The organism is Enterobacter cloacae complex sp. 277I4 (assembly GCF_050031465.1).
Taxonomy (GTDB): Bacteria; Pseudomonadota; Gammaproteobacteria; order Enterobacterales; family Enterobacteriaceae; genus Enterobacter; species Enterobacter cloacae.
In genome coordinates this window covers 4,482,376-4,500,645 of record NZ_JBLGWC010000001.1, presented here as the reverse complement: position 1 = coordinate 4,500,645, position 18,270 = coordinate 4,482,376, and the positions used below count along the sequence as shown (strand labels likewise).

Annotated in this window: 16 protein-coding genes and 1 other RNA gene; 5 read left to right on the top strand and 12 right to left on the bottom strand. The window is 56.0% G+C overall.

Annotated elements, in window-relative coordinates; genetic code table 11:
- Positions 1-18: 18 nt before the first annotated feature.
- Together ACQG19_RS21880 and ACQG19_RS21875 are read right to left on the bottom strand one after the other, a co-directional pair.
- Positions 19-414, bottom strand: coding sequence for a YraN family protein (locus ACQG19_RS21880; RefSeq protein WP_013098898.1), 396 nt, complete (start codon positions 412-414; stop codon positions 19-21).
- Positions 372-2,519 carry a penicillin-binding protein activator gene (locus tag ACQG19_RS21875; protein ID WP_038420689.1) on the bottom strand — a complete coding sequence of 716 codons (2,148 nt, stop codon included), beginning with the start codon at positions 2,517-2,519 and terminating at the stop codon, positions 372-374. Before ACQG19_RS21875 ends, ACQG19_RS21880 begins: the two co-directional genes overlap by 43 nt.
- Positions 2,520-2,581: 62 nt before the next feature.
- Here ACQG19_RS21875 and rsmI point away from each other — a divergent pair, with 62 nt between their 5' ends.
- Positions 2,582-3,445, top strand: a complete 864-nt coding sequence (gene rsmI, locus ACQG19_RS21870; RefSeq protein ID WP_013098896.1) for a 16S rRNA (cytidine(1402)-2'-O)-methyltransferase — start codon at positions 2,582-2,584, stop codon at positions 3,443-3,445.
- 53 nt (positions 3,446-3,498) lie between these two features.
- On the opposite strand, the gene ACQG19_RS21865 is transcribed toward rsmI, so the two are convergent.
- The 9 genes from ACQG19_RS21865 to kbaZ all read right to left on the bottom strand — a co-directional run bounded on the left by ACQG19_RS21865 (position 3,499) and on the right by kbaZ (position 12,728).
- Positions 3,499-5,388: an enterotoxin gene (locus tag ACQG19_RS21865; protein ID WP_246932446.1), complete on the bottom strand. Its 1,890-nt coding sequence runs from the start codon at positions 5,386-5,388 to the stop codon at positions 3,499-3,501.
- A gap of 20 nt (positions 5,389-5,408) precedes the next feature.
- A complete protein-coding gene (kbaY, locus tag ACQG19_RS21860; protein WP_214453204.1) occupies positions 5,409-6,281 on the bottom strand; it encodes a tagatose-bisphosphate aldolase subunit KbaY in 873 nt (290 codons plus the stop codon).
- Positions 6,282-6,293: 12 nt separating this feature from the next.
- The gene (locus tag ACQG19_RS21855) at positions 6,294-7,442 is read right to left on the bottom strand and encodes an SIS domain-containing protein (protein ID WP_045293584.1); all 1,149 of its coding nucleotides are present in this window, start codon (positions 7,440-7,442) and stop codon (positions 6,294-6,296) included.
- A 246-nt stretch (positions 7,443-7,688) separates the two neighbouring features.
- Complete coding sequence (gene nagA / locus ACQG19_RS21850; protein WP_222169054.1) at positions 7,689-8,822, bottom strand: N-acetylglucosamine-6-phosphate deacetylase; 1,134 nt, start codon at positions 8,820-8,822, stop codon at positions 7,689-7,691.
- Entirely contained in the window at positions 8,819-9,253 is a 435-nt protein-coding gene (agaF, locus tag ACQG19_RS21845; protein ID WP_029883376.1) for a PTS galactosamine/N-acetylgalactosamine transporter subunit IIA, read from the bottom strand. Before agaF ends, nagA begins: the two co-directional genes overlap by 4 nt.
- Before the next feature lie 16 nt (positions 9,254-9,269).
- Positions 9,270-10,148 carry a PTS N-acetylgalactosamine transporter subunit IID gene (agaE, locus tag ACQG19_RS21840; protein WP_058680262.1) on the bottom strand — a complete coding sequence of 293 codons (879 nt, stop codon included), beginning with the start codon at positions 10,146-10,148 and terminating at the stop codon, positions 9,270-9,272.
- Entirely contained in the window at positions 10,138-10,917 is a 780-nt protein-coding gene (gene agaW, locus ACQG19_RS21835; protein WP_038983591.1) for a PTS N-acetylgalactosamine transporter subunit IIC, read from the bottom strand. Before agaW ends, agaE begins: the two co-directional genes overlap by 11 nt.
- A 10-nt stretch (positions 10,918-10,927) precedes the next feature.
- On the bottom strand, positions 10,928-11,401 hold the full coding sequence (gene agaV, locus ACQG19_RS21830) for a PTS N-acetylgalactosamine transporter subunit IIB (protein WP_013098888.1): 474 nt from the start codon (positions 11,399-11,401) through the stop codon (positions 10,928-10,930).
- A 19-nt stretch (positions 11,402-11,420) separates the two neighbouring features.
- Entirely contained in the window at positions 11,421-12,728 is a 1,308-nt protein-coding gene (kbaZ, locus tag ACQG19_RS21825) for a tagatose-bisphosphate aldolase subunit KbaZ (RefSeq protein WP_246932448.1), read from the bottom strand.
- Positions 12,729-12,967: 239 nt separating this feature from the next.
- Between kbaZ and ACQG19_RS21820 the strand changes: the two genes are divergently transcribed.
- On the top strand, positions 12,968-13,777 hold the full coding sequence (locus ACQG19_RS21820; RefSeq protein ID WP_013098886.1) for a DeoR family transcriptional regulator: 810 nt from the start codon (positions 12,968-12,970) through the stop codon (positions 13,775-13,777).
- Between the two features lie 54 nt (positions 13,778-13,831).
- Here the strand turns inward: ACQG19_RS21820 and garD are convergent, their stop codons facing one another.
- Positions 13,832-15,403: a galactarate dehydratase gene (gene garD / locus ACQG19_RS21815; protein WP_095440076.1), complete on the bottom strand. Its 1,572-nt coding sequence runs from the start codon at positions 15,401-15,403 to the stop codon at positions 13,832-13,834.
- Between the two features lie 352 nt (positions 15,404-15,755).
- Between garD and garL the strand changes: the two genes are divergently transcribed.
- From garL to rnpB, 3 genes are all read left to right on the top strand, one after another.
- Positions 15,756-16,526, top strand: a complete 771-nt coding sequence (gene garL / locus ACQG19_RS21810) for a 2-dehydro-3-deoxyglucarate aldolase (protein ID WP_013098883.1) — start codon at positions 15,756-15,758, stop codon at positions 16,524-16,526.
- A gap of 21 nt (positions 16,527-16,547) precedes the next feature.
- Positions 16,548-17,438, top strand: a complete 891-nt coding sequence (gene garR / locus ACQG19_RS21805; RefSeq protein WP_013098882.1) for a 2-hydroxy-3-oxopropionate reductase — start codon at positions 16,548-16,550, stop codon at positions 17,436-17,438.
- A gap of 59 nt (positions 17,439-17,497) precedes the next feature.
- An RNA gene (gene rnpB, locus ACQG19_RS21800) (RNase P RNA component class A) lies at positions 17,498-17,876 on the top strand.
- The last annotated feature ends 394 nt before the right edge of the window (positions 17,877-18,270 follow it).

The following is an 18,270-nucleotide window of genomic DNA, read 5'->3' as shown; positions in this document are numbered from 1 at the left end:
ATCCCTTTTAAATCTTAATTATGCGTCTTCGCCAAAAGCGTTTTTCAGCCATTCGATCTCGTTTCCGGTGAAGGCTAACACATCGAACCGGCAATCCACAGTATCAAAACTCCCATTATGGCGGGCAAGCCACAAGTGGGCAGTCTGTAATAATTTATGTTGTTTGGCGGGTGTCACGCTGGCGGCAGCACCGCCAAAACGGGAAGACTGTCGGTAGCGTACTTCCACAAACACAATGACCTGACCCTCTTTCATGATCAGATCGATTTCGCCGCCACGTCCGCGAACGTTAGCGGCGATAAAGCGCAGTCCCTTGCCCTCAAGCCAGCGACGCGCTTTTAATTCCCAGGCGTCGCCGGTCTCTTTACGGCTTAACTGGCCGGGACGATTTGTCCCTGCTGGTATTTGAGCCATGATAACTTCCTGTTAATCACGCAATCCTGAGTGGCCGTCAGATCGCCGGTATTGCCGTTTAGCTCAAAGCCCGGCACCTGACGCATTTGGGTAAAGTGGTTCGCCAGCGTCCAGGCATCGACGCCCATCGCGTACAGACGCGCCAGTGAGTAGTCGTTACGGACTGCGCTCAGCGCCTGCTGCATCAGGGCCGGATTGCTGCCCGCCAGCATCGGAATTTCGCTGTATTGCAGGCCGTCCATCTCCAGGCGGAAATCCGGGCCTGCGGTGCCTTGTGCGCTGCGAGAGCTGGCGTAGAGCGTGGCGCCGCTCTGGCTGCCGTTACGCATGGCGATCATCGGCTTGATGAAGGCAATCTCTTGTGGCGTAGCGACGATATAGGCCGCATCCACTTTACCGCCACCGCTAATCTGCGCATCGGTAGGTGGGGCAGGGATGGTCAGACCGCCAATCGTCACGCTCTGCTGCTGTGGCAGGCTTGCACTCACCGGGCTGCCGTTAAGCGCAATACCCGCGCCGCCGTTAACGCCCGCGCGCAGTTCAGAGACGGAGCCGAATTTCTGCTGCAGCACGATGCCGCCGCCCAGCTTCTGCCACTCTTCGGCAAAGGCGTTGGCGACGCGATCGCCCAGCGTACTGCGAGGGATCAGCAGCAGCGGAGACTGTTTCCCTTGCTCGTGAATATGACGCGCCGCATCGCGGGCTTCATCTTCCGGAGAGAGGGCGAAATAGCAGATATTGGCGCGGTTCTGAACCTGTTCAGGCTGGTTGAGCGCCAGCACGTTCAGCGCAGTGTTGCTCTTCATCAACTCTTCAACGTTGTTTTTCAGCAGCGGACCCACAACGATGCTGGCACCGTCCTGTTGCACCTGCGCCAGAACCTGATCGAGCGGTTGAGAACTGGTGTCGTAGATTTTCAGCTCAGCGCCCGGGTTAGCGCTGGTGGTGGCTACGGCCTGTGGCTGGGCGGCAGGTTGTGCTACGGGCTCAGTGGTCTGCGGTTGAGGTTGCTCCGCTGTCGCAGGCTCCGTCGCCGGTGCGGATTGTGTCTCTACCGGAGTCGCAGGCGCGGGTGCTGCGGCCGCTGGTGTGGTCGGTGCCGTCACCGGGTTCTGCATCGTCCCCTGCGGCGGCGTTTGTGCTGTGGTCAGGTCGCTGGTTTCCGCGGCGGAAGGGCTGACAACGTCGTTCACGTTTGCCGCCTGAGCTGCCTGCGCCGGAACTGCACTGCCGGTCACTGGCGTGGTACCGTTTTTCGCCGCTTCAAAACCTTGTTGAATGGTGCGGCCAAATACCGCCGCCTGGCCGTTCAACGGCAGAAGCAGGGCGATTTTGCTGGTGGAGGCAGGCTTAAAGTTCTGCACGTTCACCAGCTGTGTCGGCAGCATTTTCGCGCCCGGGTTTTGTGGGTAGCGCGTTTGCCAGTCGGTAATACCGGCTTTCAGCATGTTTGGATCGCTGCGGTTGTTAAACCACATCTGTTGCAGATCAAGCCACCCCTGCAACACGTTTTCATCAGCATTGATGACCAGCGCCTGCGCCTGTTCCTGGGTCATTGAGGCGAGCGCCTGCCAGGTGGCATCAATATTTTTCTGCTTGTCCGCACCGCCGAGCAGCGGCTCCTGGGCGATCAGCGCCCGCAGCAGCGTCAGGGAAGGGCGTCCCTGCTCAGCGGTAATCCCCGCCTGCCAGAAACGGGCCTGCTGATTTTTATCCAGTGCGCTTACGTCGATGTCGCCAAGGATCTTTTTCGCGGCGGCATAATCTTTCAGCGCGACTTTCAGCTCGGCAGAGAGCAGGCTCTGCTCAAGACGCTGGGCATCGTTAAGCTCGTGCGGAAGCTGGTTGAACAGTTCGGCGGCCTGCTGGGTTTTGCCCTCTTTCAGCAGTGCACGAATGGCGAGTAATTGCCAGTTGATCCTGGTATCATTTGAGCTTTGCGACATTTGTTGCAGATAAAAGCCAGAATCAGCCTGAGCGGATCCCTGCAGATGGGCCGTGCTCTGGTCAGGTGCCTGGGTGCCACAGCCTGCAAAGATCAGGGCTGCCAGCAGAAGCGGCACGCTGCGCGTGGCTTTTTTTCGAAGAAACGTTAACGGTACCATACTGTATCCAGTGATTTTTTTTACGCAATGCTCAATATTAAATCGGCAATACGGACGAAACAATGAAACAACACGAAACGGCAGAGAATTCTCAAGGCCAGCTTTATATTGTACCTACTCCTATCGGGAATTTGTCTGATATTACCCAACGTGCGCTGACCGTATTGCAAGCTGTTGATTTAATTGCCGCTGAAGATACCCGGCATACCGGTTTATTGCTGCAACACTTTGCGATTAACGCTCGTCTCTTCGCCCTGCACGATCATAATGAGCAGCAAAAAGCAGAAACGCTGGTGGCGAAGCTCAAAGAGGGGCAGAACATTGCGCTCGTCTCTGACGCCGGTACGCCACTGATTAACGATCCGGGCTACCATCTGGTGCGTACCTGCCGTGAAGCCGGGATCCGGGTGGTCCCTCTGCCAGGACCGTGTGCTGCGATTGCTGCGTTGAGCGCAGCGGGCCTGCCATCCGATCGTTTCTGCTATGAAGGTTTCCTGCCCGCCAAATCCAAAGGCCGCCGTGACGTGTTAAAAGAGCTGGAAGCTGAACCGCGTACGCTGATTTTCTACGAATCCACGCATCGCCTGCTGGAAAGCCTGGAAGATATGGTGACCGTCTGGGGAGAGAGCCGCTACGTGGTGCTGGCGCGCGAGCTGACCAAAACCTGGGAAACCATTCACGGCGCGCCGGTCGGCGAACTGCTGGCGTGGGTAAAAGAGGACGAAAACCGTCGCAAGGGTGAGATGGTGCTGATTGTCGAAGGGCATAAAGCGGAGGAGGACGCACTGCCTGCCGATGCGCTGCGTACTCTGGCACTGCTACAGGCTGAATTGCCGCTTAAGAAAGCGGCAGCACTGGCGGCAGAAATCCACGGCGTGAAGAAGAATGCGCTCTATAAATATGCGCTGGAGCAGCAGGGGGAGTAAGCCCCTGCGTGCTTATTTTGCCGGGTGACGGCTGCGCCTTACCCGGCCTACGATTAGTGAACAGGCATCGCCTCAAACACCAGCGTTTCCAGCGGTTTGAGGGTAATCACCACCGCGTTTTTATACTCTGCCGGTATCGTGGCGTTACTGCCATAGACCGTTTTCAGGCTAAACGGCGTCGCGTCTCCGGTCGGGATTTCGAAATCTTTCGTCAAATCCAGATAATAGCTTTGCGGTTTATCCGACGGGTTTCGTAATCCAAAAATGGCTTTGTCTTTATTCCACGACGCCCAGCCGTAGATCTCAAGCGCCGTTGGGTCTCCGCCAATCCAGTGGGTATCCACCAGCACACTGGCGTTATCCCGGGACCATTTGGCAGCCTGCGCCAGGGTATCCCACTTCGCCTTGTTGAGCATTGAAGGGGTGATATACAGCTCCTGCAACTGGGTGCCGGTGGCGAAGTAGCTCCAGACCTGGTCAGCAAAATCGCTGTCCGTTTGCACCTTCTCCAGACCGTAATACGCATTCTCCGCGCTGACGATCCCGTGATACATCAGGGAGTTCAGCGGGAATAGCGGACCTTTACGCACAATAGAGCGATACGTCTCCGCATCGCGATAGGTCATCCACTGCTGCACCGGTGTGCCGGGGCCGTACAGGTTGATGTCGTCTCCCTGACGCCAGATGGAATCGGCGTAGAACAGCCAGGATGGGCTGGCATTGGTACCGGTCGTCAGGTTAATAAACAGATTCGGATTGGCGCTGCGCATGTTATGCAGCAGTGCGATAGAGGCGTCAAAATCCGAGGCGAACGGGCTGCCCTTAATATGCGAATTGGCATTACCCATCCCGTCGAGCTTGAACGAGGTAATGTGCTCGTTTTTGATAAGCTTAACGATCTGCTCATTAAAGTTCTTAAAATAGTTCGGGCCTGACAGCGCCAGCTTCCCGTCTACTGTTTCGAAACCGTACTCTTTTGCATGCGAGACGCGCGTATCGCGCGGTTTGTTATATCCGCCCCATGGCGAGAGCCACAGGCCAACAGAGCTGTGCAGGCTGTCTGCTTTCTCCCGTACCTTGCCAAAACCTTTGCTGAAAGCCGGGCCGAACAGCCAGCGCCCGGTCAGGTCATCCCAACCATCGTCAAGCAGGAAAGCATCCAGCGCGACACCCCGCCCGGCAATAAACTCCTTGTTCCATTCGTCCATCCGCCCCAGCACATCCTGCTCGGAGTACGGGGTAAAGAAGCCGATATCCATCCAACTGTTGTAGTGTAAGTAAGGTTTATACGGACGCGGACGCACGACATCGATAAACTGGTTTACGCTACGGCGCAGTTGGCTGGTCTCCGGGAAGGTACCGAAGTAGGTGGTGTAGCTGACCGGGGTTGCCGGCTGAATGGGGGTTTTCAGCTCCACATTGAGGTTGGTCGTCGCTTCATAGGCGTACGTGTTAATGATGGGTTTATCCGGCAGGATAAAGAACGAGTCTGCGATAATCGGCGAGCTGTTAATTGCCCCATCTACGTAAGGTGCCTGAGCCTGCTTTTTGGTCGGGAAGAAGGTGATTTTCGCCACATCCCGTGGCTGCCCGACGGCGGCGATGGTGTAGTCGATGCTGGCGTATTTGCCCTTCACCAGGTTCAACTTCACCGTCACGTTAAAGTCAGGATGGGTGAAGTCGACGACAATTCCACTGTCCTGTTTTTCGACATCTTTGACCTTAAAATCCGCCGTGTGAATTTTAGTCTCGTCCGGCAGCGTCAGAAAGAACAGCTCCTGCGGCGTCAGCGGATGATTAGCCCTGGTGTCCTTCACCACGACCGTCGAGTTCGCGTCATCAAATGACAGGGCAATGTTGTCGTTATTAAGGGAGTAATTCGCTGCTATCGCGCTATGGGAAACACACAGGGCAAGCATGGATAGGGTGAGGATTTTTTTCATCAGGGTAAGATCCTTTTTCATCAGGCTTCTGCCGGAAGCAGCAAGCGGTTTGCCGAGCCACACACGGTAATTTTGCTTCTGACCACCTCTTTCATGGCATCCATTCCGACCCGCATATAAAAACGCGGATCGTTACCCTGCGGGTTTTCAGCAAACCAGGCTTTCACTGCGTCAGAGAAGGCGATTTTCAGCTCGGTCGCCACGTTGACTTTGCACACACCCAGCGCGATGGTGCGACGTACATCCTCATCCGGCACATCGCTCGCGCCATGCAGCACCAGCGGCACGGTGACCACTTCGCGGATCTCGGCCAGGCGCTGAAAGTCAATTTTAGGGCGTTTGGTATACAGGCCATGTGCGGTGCCGATGGCGACGGCGAGGCTATCCACGCCGGTCAGTTCGACAAAGCGTTTCGCTTCCTGCGGGTCGGTGAGAAATGCACTCTCCTCGTCGACGCTCATGTCATCTTCCACGCCGCCCAGACGGCCCAGCTCAGCCTCGACGCTACAGTCGTTGAGGTGGCAGAAATCGACTACCGATTTCACCAGCTTCACGTTTTGTTCAAACGGATAGTGGCTGCCGTCGATCATCGCGCTACGCACGCCAGCGTTAACCTTGCGACGAATATCGTCGAGGGATTCGTGATGATCGAGATGCAGCGCCAGCGGCATGTCGTAAGTTAATGAATATGCGCTGCACAGGGCGTAGATCTCTTCCAGGGCAATATGTTTGAACGTGCCCGGCGTGCCTGCGAGGATCACTGGCGATCGCATCTCGCTACACACTTCGAGGATCGCCTGGATCGTCTCTGCGTTGTGGATGTTAAACGCCGGCACGGCGTAGCCTTTTGCCTGTGCGTCCTGCAGAAGATATTTCGTTGAGATAATGCTCATGATGCGATCCTCTTAAGCCTGCCACGGGTGAATAACAACGCCCTGTACCACGCGGTTGACCGTGCCGCTGGCGGATGGCGTATCGGGTGTATTGCCCACGCTGAGGGACTGGGACAGCGCAAAGACCTGGGCGTACATCAGGAAGCAGAACGCCTGTTCCATATCAATAAACGGGCGTGAAGGCGGCAGCAGGATGTGCGGGCCCGCTTCAATCACCGGATCGTTTTCAGCGGCGATGGCGACAACGCGCAGGGCCTGGCGATCGCGACGCAATTCGGCCAGAAGATCCAGATCGTACTGACGCGTATACGGATGGCTGGAGATAAACACCACCACCAGCGTTTCGTTATCTACCAGCGACTTAGGCCCGTGACGGAACCCCGTTGGGGAATCGTAGAATGCCGCCAGCTTGCCCGCGGTCAGTTCCAGTACCTTCAGCGCCGATTCGCGTGCCGCCCCCTGCAGGCCACCGCTTCCCAGGTAGACGATCCGTTTCCAGGGCTCGTTACCAAATACGCCATGGCGGAAATCACCAAGTGAGGTGAGGATCGCCTGACAGCGATCGGCCACGTCGCGGAAGGTGTTGCTGTTGATCGTCTCTGGCGCGAATACGGCCAGGCAGCTTGCCATCATGGTGGTGATACTGCTGGTCATCGCGAAACCGCGATCGTGCGTTTCGGCAGGCATCAGCAGGGCACAGGCGTTATCACTGTCGATAGCGCTCTGATACAGGTTTCCCGCCTCGTTACAGGTGATCGACAGGTGGTAGCACTCCGGCACGAACTGATTGGCCAGCTCAACGGCGGCGACGCTCTCAGGGCTGTTACCGGAACGGGCAAATGAGATCAGCAGCAGCGGATGTGCAGGGCTGAAGTAATCCATCGGGTTTGTGACCAGATCGGTTGTCGGAACGGCGCAGATGTTTTTCCCGGTGTGGCTCGCAAGCCATGGCGCAATAATATCGCCTATAAACGCGGACGTGCCCGCGCCGGTCAGTACGATCCGCAGATCGTGCTTACGCAGCAGTGGCGTCAGGAAACTGTCAATCGAGGAGCGCAAATTATCGATGTTGTGGAGCGAGCGGATCCAGCTGGCAGGCTGCTGGCGGATCTCTTCTTCGGTCCAGGTGCCGGTGGTGGCGGTGGGGGTGATCTGTGGCATAACTCAATCCTTAGTCGTGTGAATTCCACATCAGACGCTGGCAAATGTGTCGCTATCTTTCGTTTCGTTTCACTTGTTCACTTAAGCAGTTAAATAAAATCTATAGAAAAGAAATCGAAAGTTCAATGAAAGAAAAGAAATAAAACGAAAAGTGTGATCGCGAAAGGAAAGGGTAAACTTAAGGAAAGGAAAAGAAAGGCCTTACGGTTTGGCGCCATAAAGCCAAAAGGAGACACAATAAAAGGGCTAAAGGGGGAGAGCCTGGCCCTGAATCCAGATCTGCTGAAGGTGTAAACCATCATCCAGCGCAATAATATTGGCGCGTTTCCCTGGCGCTAAGGAGCCAAGCTGATGATCAATGCCCAGCAGGCGGGCAGGATGCAGCGAAGCCATATGAATAGCCTCTTCTGCTGTCACACCCGCATGTTCCACCATATGCCTGACGGCGGCATCCAGCGACAGCGTGCTTCCCGCCAGCCCGCCGGAGACGGTTTTCACTACGCCGTGGTGCATTGTGACCTCTTCGCCACAGAGCATATACCGCCCGTCCGGCATACCTGCCGCCTGCATGGCATCGGTAATCAGCACCACGCGGTCCTTCGCACAGCAGCTACATATACGCATGGCGCCCGGATGAACATGATGACCGTCGGCAATAAGTTCCAGCCACGCCCGTTTGTCCGTCAGCCCGGCACCGACCATACCCGGCGCTCTGTGATGCAGCCCCGTCATACCGTTAAAGCAGTGCACCAGTCCGTCTGCACCGGCGTCAAAGGCGGCGAGGGTTTGCTCGTACGTGGCGCCACTGTGGCCCAGCATCACACGGATACCCCGCTGCTTCAGGTGGCGAATGGCCTGTAGCGCGCCGGGCTTTTCCGGTGCCAGTGCCACCACCTTCAGCGTGTTGTGCGATACCGCAATCAACGCGTCCAGCTCGGCGATATCCAGTTCACGAAACAGTTCAGGCGGATGCGCCCCTTTGTTCTGCGGCGTAAAGTACGGGCCCTCCAGATAGCTGCCCAGAATCTGCGCGCCAGGGCCGCCTGACTGACAGCGTCGGGCGATCCGCGTGAGTGCGCCGTGAATCGCCTCCATCGGCGCGGTGACCGTCGTGGGCAAAAATGCCCCGACGCCTTCACGTGCTTTATGAAGAGCCAAAACGTCCAGCGCATCGGGGGCGTCATCCATCACATCCACACCCATGCCACCATGAACGTGAATATCGATGTACGCCGGACAAAGCTGCCCGGCATCGCGAGCGTTAACCCCCGCAGGGACAGGTTCAATCGCCGTGATAACGCCGTTCTCGATACGAAGCTGGTGGTCATCCAGCCAGCCCTGTTCGGTCAGTACCCGCCGCGCGCGCAGTAGCTGACTCATATCCCTTCCTCAGCGGGAGCTTCCTCGCGACAGCGGCCAAGCTCATCTACCAGGCTCGTCAGACCACGGTGACCACACTCCAGCGCCTGCCGACGAAACGCTTCGCTGCTCAGACCCTCACGTTCGAGCACCATCTCCAGCAGCAATTGCAGGTTGGTGCCGGTGATCACTTCGCTGCCCGGTCTTTTCATAGCGAGCGTAGAAGCAACGCGAAACGGCGTCCCGCCCAGCAGATCGGTAAGGAACACAATATCGTGCCGGGCATCGAGCTCGCTCACCGCCTGCTCAAGCTCCGCTGTCAGCCGCGCGGTGGTGGAGGTTTCCGGAAAATCGATGGCGATAAACTGCGGCTGCTCGCCGAGGATTTGCTTCATAGCCTGCTCAAGCCCGCTGGCAAATCCACCGTGACCCGTCAAAATAATGCCTAACATCGCAACCTCTTTGTTTTTACAGGAAGTGACAGAATTTACCGACAACACCCAGCACCACGGTGATACCAATCAGCCGCAGCGGGCTCCAGCCACGACGCACTAACCAGAACATGGTCAGGGTGTAGACCAGCGGCAGAAACGCAGGCATCAGCTTATCGATAACGTCAGCCTGCAGTTTAACGACCGCATCCCCGGCTTTGATTTCGAGTGTGGTATTGAGACGAACATAGGTTGCCACCAGCGCACCGATTACCGTCATCCCGACGATGGAAGCCGCATGGCCGACCTTTTTAGTATTGGCTTTGATCAACGGAATGGCTGCGACACCCATCCGGTAAGCGTAATGCGCCAGGCCAAAACGCAGGCCGAGATGCACCACGTTAAACAGCACGATAAACACCACCGCACCCAGAATCGAACCTTGCAGCGCCAGGCTGGCGCCGATACCGCCGCAGATAGGCAACAGGGTCAGCCAGAACATGGCGTCACCAATGCCGCCAAGCGGCGCACCGACGGCAATTTTGGTGCTCTGGATGCTGTTTACATCCTGTTTGGAGCGTTCCATCGCCAGAATAATGCCAATAACAAAGGTCACCAGGAACGGGTGGGTATTAAAGAACCCCATGTGACCTTTCATGGCGCGTGCCAGATCGCGCTTGTTGGTATGGATCTTTTTCAACGCAGGCAGTAACCCGTAAAGCCAGCCGGAGGCCTGCATACGTTCATAGTTGAATGAGGCCTGCAGCAGCATAGAACGCCAGGCGACGCGGTTGATGTCCTTTTTGGTCAGTTCGGCACCGATGCTCTGGTCTTCGTAGAAGTTTTCATTGACGCCGGTCAGCAGCGTCTCTTCGCTTTCAGACACGCCCGGTAATGTTGTGTGATTAGATGCCATCTTCGAATTCCTCTTTCTGGGCTGCAGGCGCCGCCGGTTCAGGTGATTTACGCATCAGGTCTATCAAAGCCATGGCCAGCGCGGCAGCGGCAATCGCCAGAACCGGAAGCTTGAGCCAGGCCGCAGCGACAAAACCGATAATGAAGTAGGGGATGTAGACGTTTTTCATCATTATTTTGAGCAGCACGGCAAAGCCAATGGCAGGCATGATGCCGCCCGCGACGCCAAGGCCATCAATCAGGCGCTCCGGCAGCACATCAATGGCGGTTTTCGCGTGCTCCGCACCAAAGTAAATGGGCAGAAATGCGCACAAGAAATAGAAGAGGCCAAGTGCCAGCAGAGCCAGATAGTTAACCCGTTCAATGCCGTTGGTATCTGCATTAGCCGCCATGCGATCGCAGCGGGACATCACGCCGGACATTACCGAGAAGAGGAAGGTAATTCCCATCTGTACCGCGACGGCAAACGGCACGGCGACCCCGACGGCGACATCCGGTTTCACGCCTGTGGTGATGGCAAACGTGGTCCCGACGATGGTGCCGATAATGACGTTTGGCGGCTGTGCGCCCGCGAGCGGTGCCAGACCCATCCAGACCAGCTCTAACGTCCCGCCGGTTAAAATCCCGGTGTGCAGATCGCCAAGGATCAGGCCAACCAGCGGCCCGAGTACGACCGGACGGTGCATGTGTGTTAAGCCATTAAACATATCCAGACCCGCGATAAAGGCGAGAAGCCCCAGCGCGAAAGCCTGCAACAGACTGATTTCCATTGTGAATCCCTCAAAGCAGTTTAAAGAGATCCAAAGCAGTCTCTGTTGGAACGCCCTGAACGAAGCATTCCACCCCGGCCGCTTTCAGGCCGTTGAAGGCGGCGATATCGTCCGCGTCTACAGATACCGTTTTGGCAATTTGTTGTTTGCCACTGGCGTAGTGCATGTTTCCTACGTTGATACGGGTGATGGGCACGCCCCCCTCAACCAGCTTCAGAAAATCAGCGGGAGATTTACAGACCAGCAGAATTTTCTGGCGGTCAGCGGCGCGATGAATGTTGTCGATCACTTTTTGCAAAGACCAGAAACGCACGGCGATCCCCTCCGCGAGCACCATTTCCATCAGGTTCTGTTGAACCGGATCCTCTGCCACCTCGTCATTCGCGACCAGTACCAGGTTCGCCCCCGCGAACCCCACCCATTGCACGCCCACCTGACCGTGGATCAGACGTTCATCAATTCGGCATAAGACAATGTTTGGCATAGCTTTTTCCTCTTTTTAATTATGCATGCTGAGTCGTTACGCCTTCGCAGGCGGCGTGGTACTGCTGAAGTATGTCCTGAATGTGGTTGATGATGAGTTCTCGCGGCGTTGACTTGAGAGCCCCCTCGCGAACTTTGCTGTACTGCAACGGCAAATACTGGCTAATCAGCGGCAACGGTAGCGGTTCGTCCGCCAGGTTACGCACCAAACGTTCAAAGGCATCGTCAATCTGGCTGTCCGGCCAGTAGTAGCGTACGCGGTCAGAGTAGCTGTAGCCACGCGCCAGGCGGCGTGCGTTGCTGTCGCCATGGTAGTGGCTTTGCCAGTATTCCGGCCGATCGAGCATCACGGTTTCCAGCACGTGACGCAGGCCCGAGCTGGCTTTCGCTGGCAGCAGCTCTTCTTCTATGGCAGCCAGCGCAAAGAGTGCCTCACGCAGAGCGAAGGTAAGGGCCGGGCCGACTTTTAAAATGGCGAAGTGGTCCTTTACCAGCTGGCGAAGCGCCTGTGGCGTCTGGTAGTCGGTAGAGTGCGCTTCAAAAACCAGCGTATCGTAGGCTTCAACCATGGTGCTCAGGGCATGGGCTTTTTGCGGCTGGTAGTCACAGACGTGCGCATGGTCGAACTCCACGCCAGGCTGAACCACCAGGCCAATAATGCGTGGCCAGATGTCACCTAACCCTTCCTTTTCAAACGCATGACGATGCGCCTCAAGCGTCGCGCGAGCCGCGTCCGGCGTGGTGACTTCAAGCTCGGTAAGCGTTTCGTGCGCGCCACCCGGCACGGGGACTTCAGTGCCAATGACATAGACCAGATCGGATTCACCAGACTGTTCACGGCAGGTCTGTTCGGCGACTTTCGCCAGACGTGCCGCGCGTTCGGCGACGATCGCGTCGGTCAAAGGAACCGGATCATCCTCGCAGGACATACTGCAGTCGAGGTGGATCTTTTTGAACCCGGCTGCGACATAGCTTTTAATAAGATCGTCAGCATTGGACATCGCTTCCTGCGCGGGCAGGTGTTGCCAGCGGTTTGGCCCTAAGTGGTCGCCGCCGAGGATCATCTGCGACGCGGGGAAGCCAAGAGAGTCCGCCAGCTTGCGGACGAACCCGTAAAAGTCGGCGGGCGTCATGCCGGTGTAACCGCCAAACTGATCGACCTGGTTTGAGGTGGCTTCAATCAGCAGCGGCGTTTGTTGCGAATGGGCGTAACGAATTGCAGCTTCAAGTACTAATGGATGTGCGGAACAGACGGCATAAATCCCGTTTGTATTCCCCCGTTTATGTTGTTCCACCATATCAGTCAGATGTTTCACTTTCCTCTCCATTTCGGATGGTGATGGCATTCATCTTTCGTTTTGTTTCATTTGATACTGCATTATGGTGGTATAAAAATAAAACGAAAGATAATAGTTTTCCGATCTGTTTCACAAAAGAAACGCAATGAAAGGTTTCAGCGTCGGGAAGGGGAGGGTAAGAACGGCATATGGGGCTTGCATTCCCCTAAAAGAAAGGCCTTAATAGGCAAAACGAAATGAAACGAAAGTTTATTTATAAAGGATCGCGTATGAGCAGCACTGATTCCTCCGCGGAAAAGCGCATCACCGGCACCAGTGAAAGGCGAGAGCAGATCATTCAGCGGTTGCGGGCGCAGGGAAGCGTACAGGTTAACGATCTTTCCCATTTATACGGCGTGTCGACGGTCACGATCCGCAACGATCTGGCTTTTCTGGAGAAGCAAGGTATCGCCGTTCGCGCCTATGGTGGCGCGTTGATTTGCGAAGGCAATGTGCCGGGCGTTGAACCCTCCGTTGAAGATAAAAGCTCGCTGAATACTGCCGTGAAGCGCAGCATCGCGAAAGTTGCCGCAGAACTGGTAAAGCCAGGGCATCGCATCATTCTGGATTCGGGTACCACAACGTTTGAAATTGCCCGAATGCTGCGCCAGCACACGGATGTGATTGCCATGACCAATGGCATGAACGTCGCGAACGCTTTGCTGGAAGCGGAAGGAGTGGAACTGCTGATGACAGGCGGGCATCTGCGCCGTCAGTCGCAATCCTTCTATGGCGACCAGGCGGAGCAGTCATTGCAGAATTATCACTTCGATCTTTTGTTCCTGGGCGTTGACGCCATCGATCTCGATCGCGGTGTGAGCACGCACAACGAAGACGAGGCGCGCCTCAACCGCCGGATGTGCGAAGTGGCAGAGCGTATTATTGTCGTGACCGACTCCAGCAAATTTAACCGCTCGAGCCTGCATAAAATCATTGATACACAACGGATTGATATGATTATTGTCGACGAAGGCATCCCGGCGGAGAGCCTGGATGGGTTGCGTAAAAGCGGGATCGATGTGGTGTTGGTGAAAGGGTAGTTTCTCCCCTCACCCTAACCCTCTCCCCTGTGGAGAGGGCAGGGTGAGGGGCTATCACGTCACCGGTGCCGGGTTAAACACCGCCAGCTGATTGTGCAGCCCCCACTGGTCCGAGAAGGTTTTCTTCCTGCCGCTCGCCACATCCAGAATAAAGTGGAACAGCTTCCAGCCTACCTCTTCTATGCTCTCTTCCCCGGTGGCGATGGTGCCTGCGTTAATGTCCATTAAGTCATACCAGCGGTTAGCCAGCTCAGTGCGGGTGGCCATTTTAATCACAGGCACCGCCATCAGGCCGTACGGCGTACCGCGTCCGGTGGTAAAGACCTGCACCGTAATGCCGGAAGCCACCTGCTGGGTGCCGCAAACAAAGTCACTGGCCGGGGTTGCCGCGTAGATCAAACCGCGTTTCGTTGGGCGCTGGCCCGGCGAGAGGACTTCTACAATGGCACTTTGACCGGATTTGGCGATAGAGCCGAGCGCTTTTTCCACCACGTTCGCCAGGCCCCCTTTTTTGTTCCCCGGAGAGGGGTTGGCGCTGCGGTCGGTTTTTCCCATATCGAGGTAATTATCGTACCAGGCCATCTCTTCGAGCAGGCGTTTGCCCACCTCTTCGTTGATGGCGCGTGGCGTGAGTAGATGGATGGCATCTCGCACTTCTGTCACTTCAGAGAACATCACCGTGGCCCCGCAGCGAACAAACAGGTCGGAGGCATAACCCACCGCCGGGTTGGCGGTCACGCCGGAAAACGCATCGCTGCCGCCACATTGTGTACCAACCACCAGCTCGGAAGCCGGGCAGGTCTCACGTTGACGCGTATTGAGTTTAGCCAGATGACGCTCTGCAACCTCAAGGATATCGTCAACCATCGAACGGAAACCAACGTGGTGTTCGTCCTGCAGACGTACAATGCTGGCCTCATCGGCCGGAATGGCTTTTACATCCTCGGTGCCCTGCAGCAGGCGCTCAGGCTGTAGCTTTTCACAACCCAGGCCTATCACCATCACTTCGCCACCAAAGTTCGGGTTCAGGGCGATATTGTGAATAGTTCGGATTGGCACCACGGCCGCAGGGGCATTGATCGCCACGCCGCAGCCGTAAAGGTGATTCAGCCCCACCACGCCATCAACGTTCGGGTACTTTGGCAGCAGATCGCGCTCAATGAGTTTCACCACGTAATCCACCACGCCTGCCACACAGTGAACGCTGGTGGTAATGCCGAGCAGATTCTTGGTTCCAACGCTGCCGTCTGCGTTGCGATAGCCTTCAAAGGTGTACCCTTCCAGCGGTGGCAGCGGCTCCGGGACACGGGTCGCCAGCGGCAGGGTGTTCAACGGTGGGGCTTCTGGCAGCTCGACCAGAGACTCATCAATCCAGCTGCCTTGCGGAATGGCACGGACGGCATAGCCAATGACTTCACCATAACGCACGATTTCACCCTGGGCCGGGATATCCACCAGCGCCACTTTATGCCCCTGCGGAATATGTTCAATCAGCTCCAGGCCATCCGGGAAGCGGGTTCCGGCTTTTAAGCCATTGTCGTTCACAATAATTGCCACATTATCCGTGTCGTGAACTTTTATATAGAACGCCGTCGGCAACGCTTGTCGAATTTCAATGTCGGCCATTGTTCAATATTCTCCAGCAAAGAATCTGATAATTAATACAGCCAATTTTCTTATGGCAAAAATAAAAACGCAGCTTGCGAAAATAGAGCATGTCAGGAGACAGAGCGTGAGAATGTGATCGCGATCGCTCCCGAACCAGTAATGGCTGATTCTGTGCATCAGCGCCCAGTGGTTTGTGCATATGCTCAAAATATTATTGAAACAGAGCGTAACACTTGAGCATTAAAACAATGTGCTGCCGGAAAGCGGCGATTATACTGAATGACGATTTTATCACGCCGAAATAGAGAATAAATATAACGCTGGTAATAAGTATACTGACCAGGGCTGCGGAATTAAAAAGGTAAATACGATGAATAACGCTATCTTCCCAAATAAATTTAAAGCGGCGCTTGCGGCGCACCAGATTCAAATTGGATGCTGGTCCGCACTGGCAAACCCAATCAGCACCGAAGTGCTGGGTCTGGCGGGGTTCGACTGGCTGGTGCTTGATGGCGAGCATGCGCCGAACGATATCAGCACCTTTATTCCGCAGCTGATGGCGCTCAAAGGCAGCCAGAGCGCGCCGGTGGTCCGCGTCCCCACGAACGAGCCGGTGATCATCAAGCGCCTGCTGGATATCGGCTTCTACAACTTCCTGATCCCGTTTGTCGAAACGCAGGAGGAGGCGGCACAGGCCGTGGCGTCAACACGCTATCCGCCGGAAGGGATCCGCGGCGTCTCCGTTTCGCATCGCGCCAACATGTTTGGCACCGTACCGGACTACTTTGCGCAGTCCAACAGCAACATCACCATTCTGGTACAGATTGAGAGTCAGCAGGGTGTCGATAACGTGGATGCCATCGCCGCCACCGAGGGCGTGGACGGTATTTTTGTCGGCCCAAGCGATCTGGCGGCCGCATTTGGGCACCTGGGCAATGCGGGTCACCCGGATGTGCAGCGCGCCATCCAGCACATCTTTGCCCGCGCCAAAGCGCACGGCAAACCGTGTGGCATTCTGGCGCCGGTTGAAGCAGACGCACGCCGCTATCTGGAGTGGGGCGCGACCTTCGTTGCCGTCGGCAGCGACCTCGGCGTATTCCGTTCTGCGACGCAGAAATTAGCGGACGCTTTTAAAAAATAACCATCTTGAGGAAAACAGATTATGACGCTGAAAGTGGGTTTTATTGGCCTCGGCATTATGGGCAAACCAATGAGTAAAAACCTCATCAAAGCAGGATACTCCCTGGTGGTTTCAGACCATAATTCGCAGGCCGTGGCCGAAGTGATGGCGGCTGGCGCAGAAACCGCCACCACAGCCAAAGCCATTGCCGAGCAGTGCGATGTCATTATCACCATGCTGCCAAACTCTCCCCATGTAAAAGAGGTCGCGCTGGGTGAGAACGGCATTATCGACGGCGCGAAGCCGGGCCTTGTGTTGATCGACATGAGCTCCATCGCACCGCTGGCCAGCCGGGAAATCAGCGAGGCGTTGAAAGCGAAAGGCGTCGAGATGCTCGATGCCCCGGTGAGCGGCGGTGAACCGAAAGCCATCGACGGCACGTTGTCGGTCATGGTCGGCGGCGATAAGGCGATTTTCGACAAATACTACGATCTGATGAAAGCGATGGCCGGTTCCGTGGTGCACACCGGGGAGATTGGCGCGGGTAACGTAACCAAGCTGGCAAACCAGGTGATTGTGGCGCTGAATATTGCCGCCATGTCGGAGGCGCTCACTCTGGCCACCAAAGCGGGCGTCAACCCGGATCTGGTTTACCAGGCGATCCGCGGTGGGCTGGCGGGTAGCACGGTGCTGGACGCTAAAGCGCCGATGGTGATGGATCGTAACTTCAAACCCGGTTTCCGTATCGACCTGCACATTAAAGATCTGGCTAACGCGCTGGACACTTCTCACGGCGTAGGGGCCCAACTGCCGCTGACCGCCGCCGTCATGGAGATGATGCAGGCGCTACGTGCCGATGGCCTGGGCACCGCTGACCACAGTGCCATTGCGTGCTACTACGAAAAACTGGCGAAGGTGGAAGTCTCCCGTTAATTTCGGCTTCCCTACAACCAAGGGTGACAGCGGCGTGCAAACCCACTATACTGCGCGCCGAAGCTGACCAGACAGTCGCCGCTTCGTCGTCGTCCACCTTCGGGTGGAGACGGGCGGAGGGGAGGAAAGTCCGGGCTCCATAGGGCAGGGTGCCAGGTAACGCCTGGGGGGGAAACCCACGACCAGTGCAACAGAGAGCAAACCGCCGATGGCCCACGCAAGTGGGATCAGGTAAGGGTGAAAGGGTGCGGTAAGAGCGCACCGCGCGGCTGGTAACAGTCCGTGGCACGGTAAACTCCACCCGGAGCAAGGCCAAATAGGGGTTCACATGGTACGGCCCGTACTGAACCCGGGTAGGCTGCTTGAGCCAGTGAGCGATTGCTGGCCTAGATGAATGACTGTCCACGACAGAACCCGGCTTATCGGTCAGCTTCAACTTCTTAGAAAACCCCGCTTCGGCGGGGTTTTTGCTATCTGCGCTAAAAGAGATGAATGACTGTCCACTCCGCTTTCTATGAAAGAACGCGGCTCATCGGTCAGCTTCAACTTCTTAGAGAACCCCGCTTCGGCGGGGTTTTTGCTTAATGGGGCATGTACGCAGGTTAAGCGCAGCGCCACCCGGCCCCTCCCCAAACGACACCAATTCTCATATTTGCGACATTAAGCACATTTCACTATTTTCTTCATTCATTGCCGCTCTGCTGTCTAATCCTGATCGCTATCACAAAATTTACCGCTAAAAAATCCTGAATTCTGAGTATGATTAATTTGTTATGAATGTTAACTGGATGATCCCGAATGTTTTCTTATTTGATATGTATATTTTGAAATT

Bases quoted from the DNA above. Each gene is read 5' to 3' on its own strand.
- rsmI (WP_013098896.1), top strand. From the start codon at position 2,582: ATGAAACAACACGAAACGGCAGAGAATTCTCAAGGCCAGCTTTATATT.
- ACQG19_RS21855 (WP_045293584.1), bottom strand. From the start codon at position 7,442: ATGCCACAGATCACCCCCACCGCCACCACCGGCACCTGGACCGAAGAA.
- garD (WP_095440076.1), bottom strand. From the start codon at position 15,403: ATGGCCGACATTGAAATTCGACAAGCGTTGCCGACGGCGTTCTATATA.
- garR (WP_013098882.1), top strand. From the start codon at position 16,548: ATGACGCTGAAAGTGGGTTTTATTGGCCTCGGCATTATGGGCAAACCA.
- ACQG19_RS21820 (WP_013098886.1), top strand. From the start codon at position 12,968: ATGAGCAGCACTGATTCCTCCGCGGAAAAGCGCATCACCGGCACCAGT.
- ACQG19_RS21875 (WP_038420689.1), bottom strand. From the start codon at position 2,519: ATGGTACCGTTAACGTTTCTTCGAAAAAAAGCCACGCGCAGCGTGCCG.
- kbaZ (WP_246932448.1), bottom strand. From the start codon at position 12,728: ATGGAGAGGAAAGTGAAACATCTGACTGATATGGTGGAACAACATAAA.
- agaF (WP_029883376.1), bottom strand. From the start codon at position 9,253: ATGTTAGGCATTATTTTGACGGGTCACGGTGGATTTGCCAGCGGGCTT.
- ACQG19_RS21865 (WP_246932446.1), bottom strand. From the start codon at position 5,388: ATGAAAAAAATCCTCACCCTATCCATGCTTGCCCTGTGTGTTTCCCAT.
- garL (WP_013098883.1), top strand. From the start codon at position 15,756: ATGAATAACGCTATCTTCCCAAATAAATTTAAAGCGGCGCTTGCGGCG.
- agaE (WP_058680262.1), bottom strand. From the start codon at position 10,148: ATGGCATCTAATCACACAACATTACCGGGCGTGTCTGAAAGCGAAGAG.
- agaW (WP_038983591.1), bottom strand. From the start codon at position 10,917: ATGGAAATCAGTCTGTTGCAGGCTTTCGCGCTGGGGCTTCTCGCCTTT.
- agaV (WP_013098888.1), bottom strand. From the start codon at position 11,401: ATGCCAAACATTGTCTTATGCCGAATTGATGAACGTCTGATCCACGGT.
- nagA (WP_222169054.1), bottom strand. From the start codon at position 8,822: ATGAGTCAGCTACTGCGCGCGCGGCGGGTACTGACCGAACAGGGCTGG.
- kbaY (WP_214453204.1), bottom strand. From the start codon at position 6,281: ATGAGCATTATCTCAACGAAATATCTTCTGCAGGACGCACAGGCAAAA.
- ACQG19_RS21880 (WP_013098898.1), bottom strand. From the start codon at position 414: ATGGCTCAAATACCAGCAGGGACAAATCGTCCCGGCCAGTTAAGCCGT.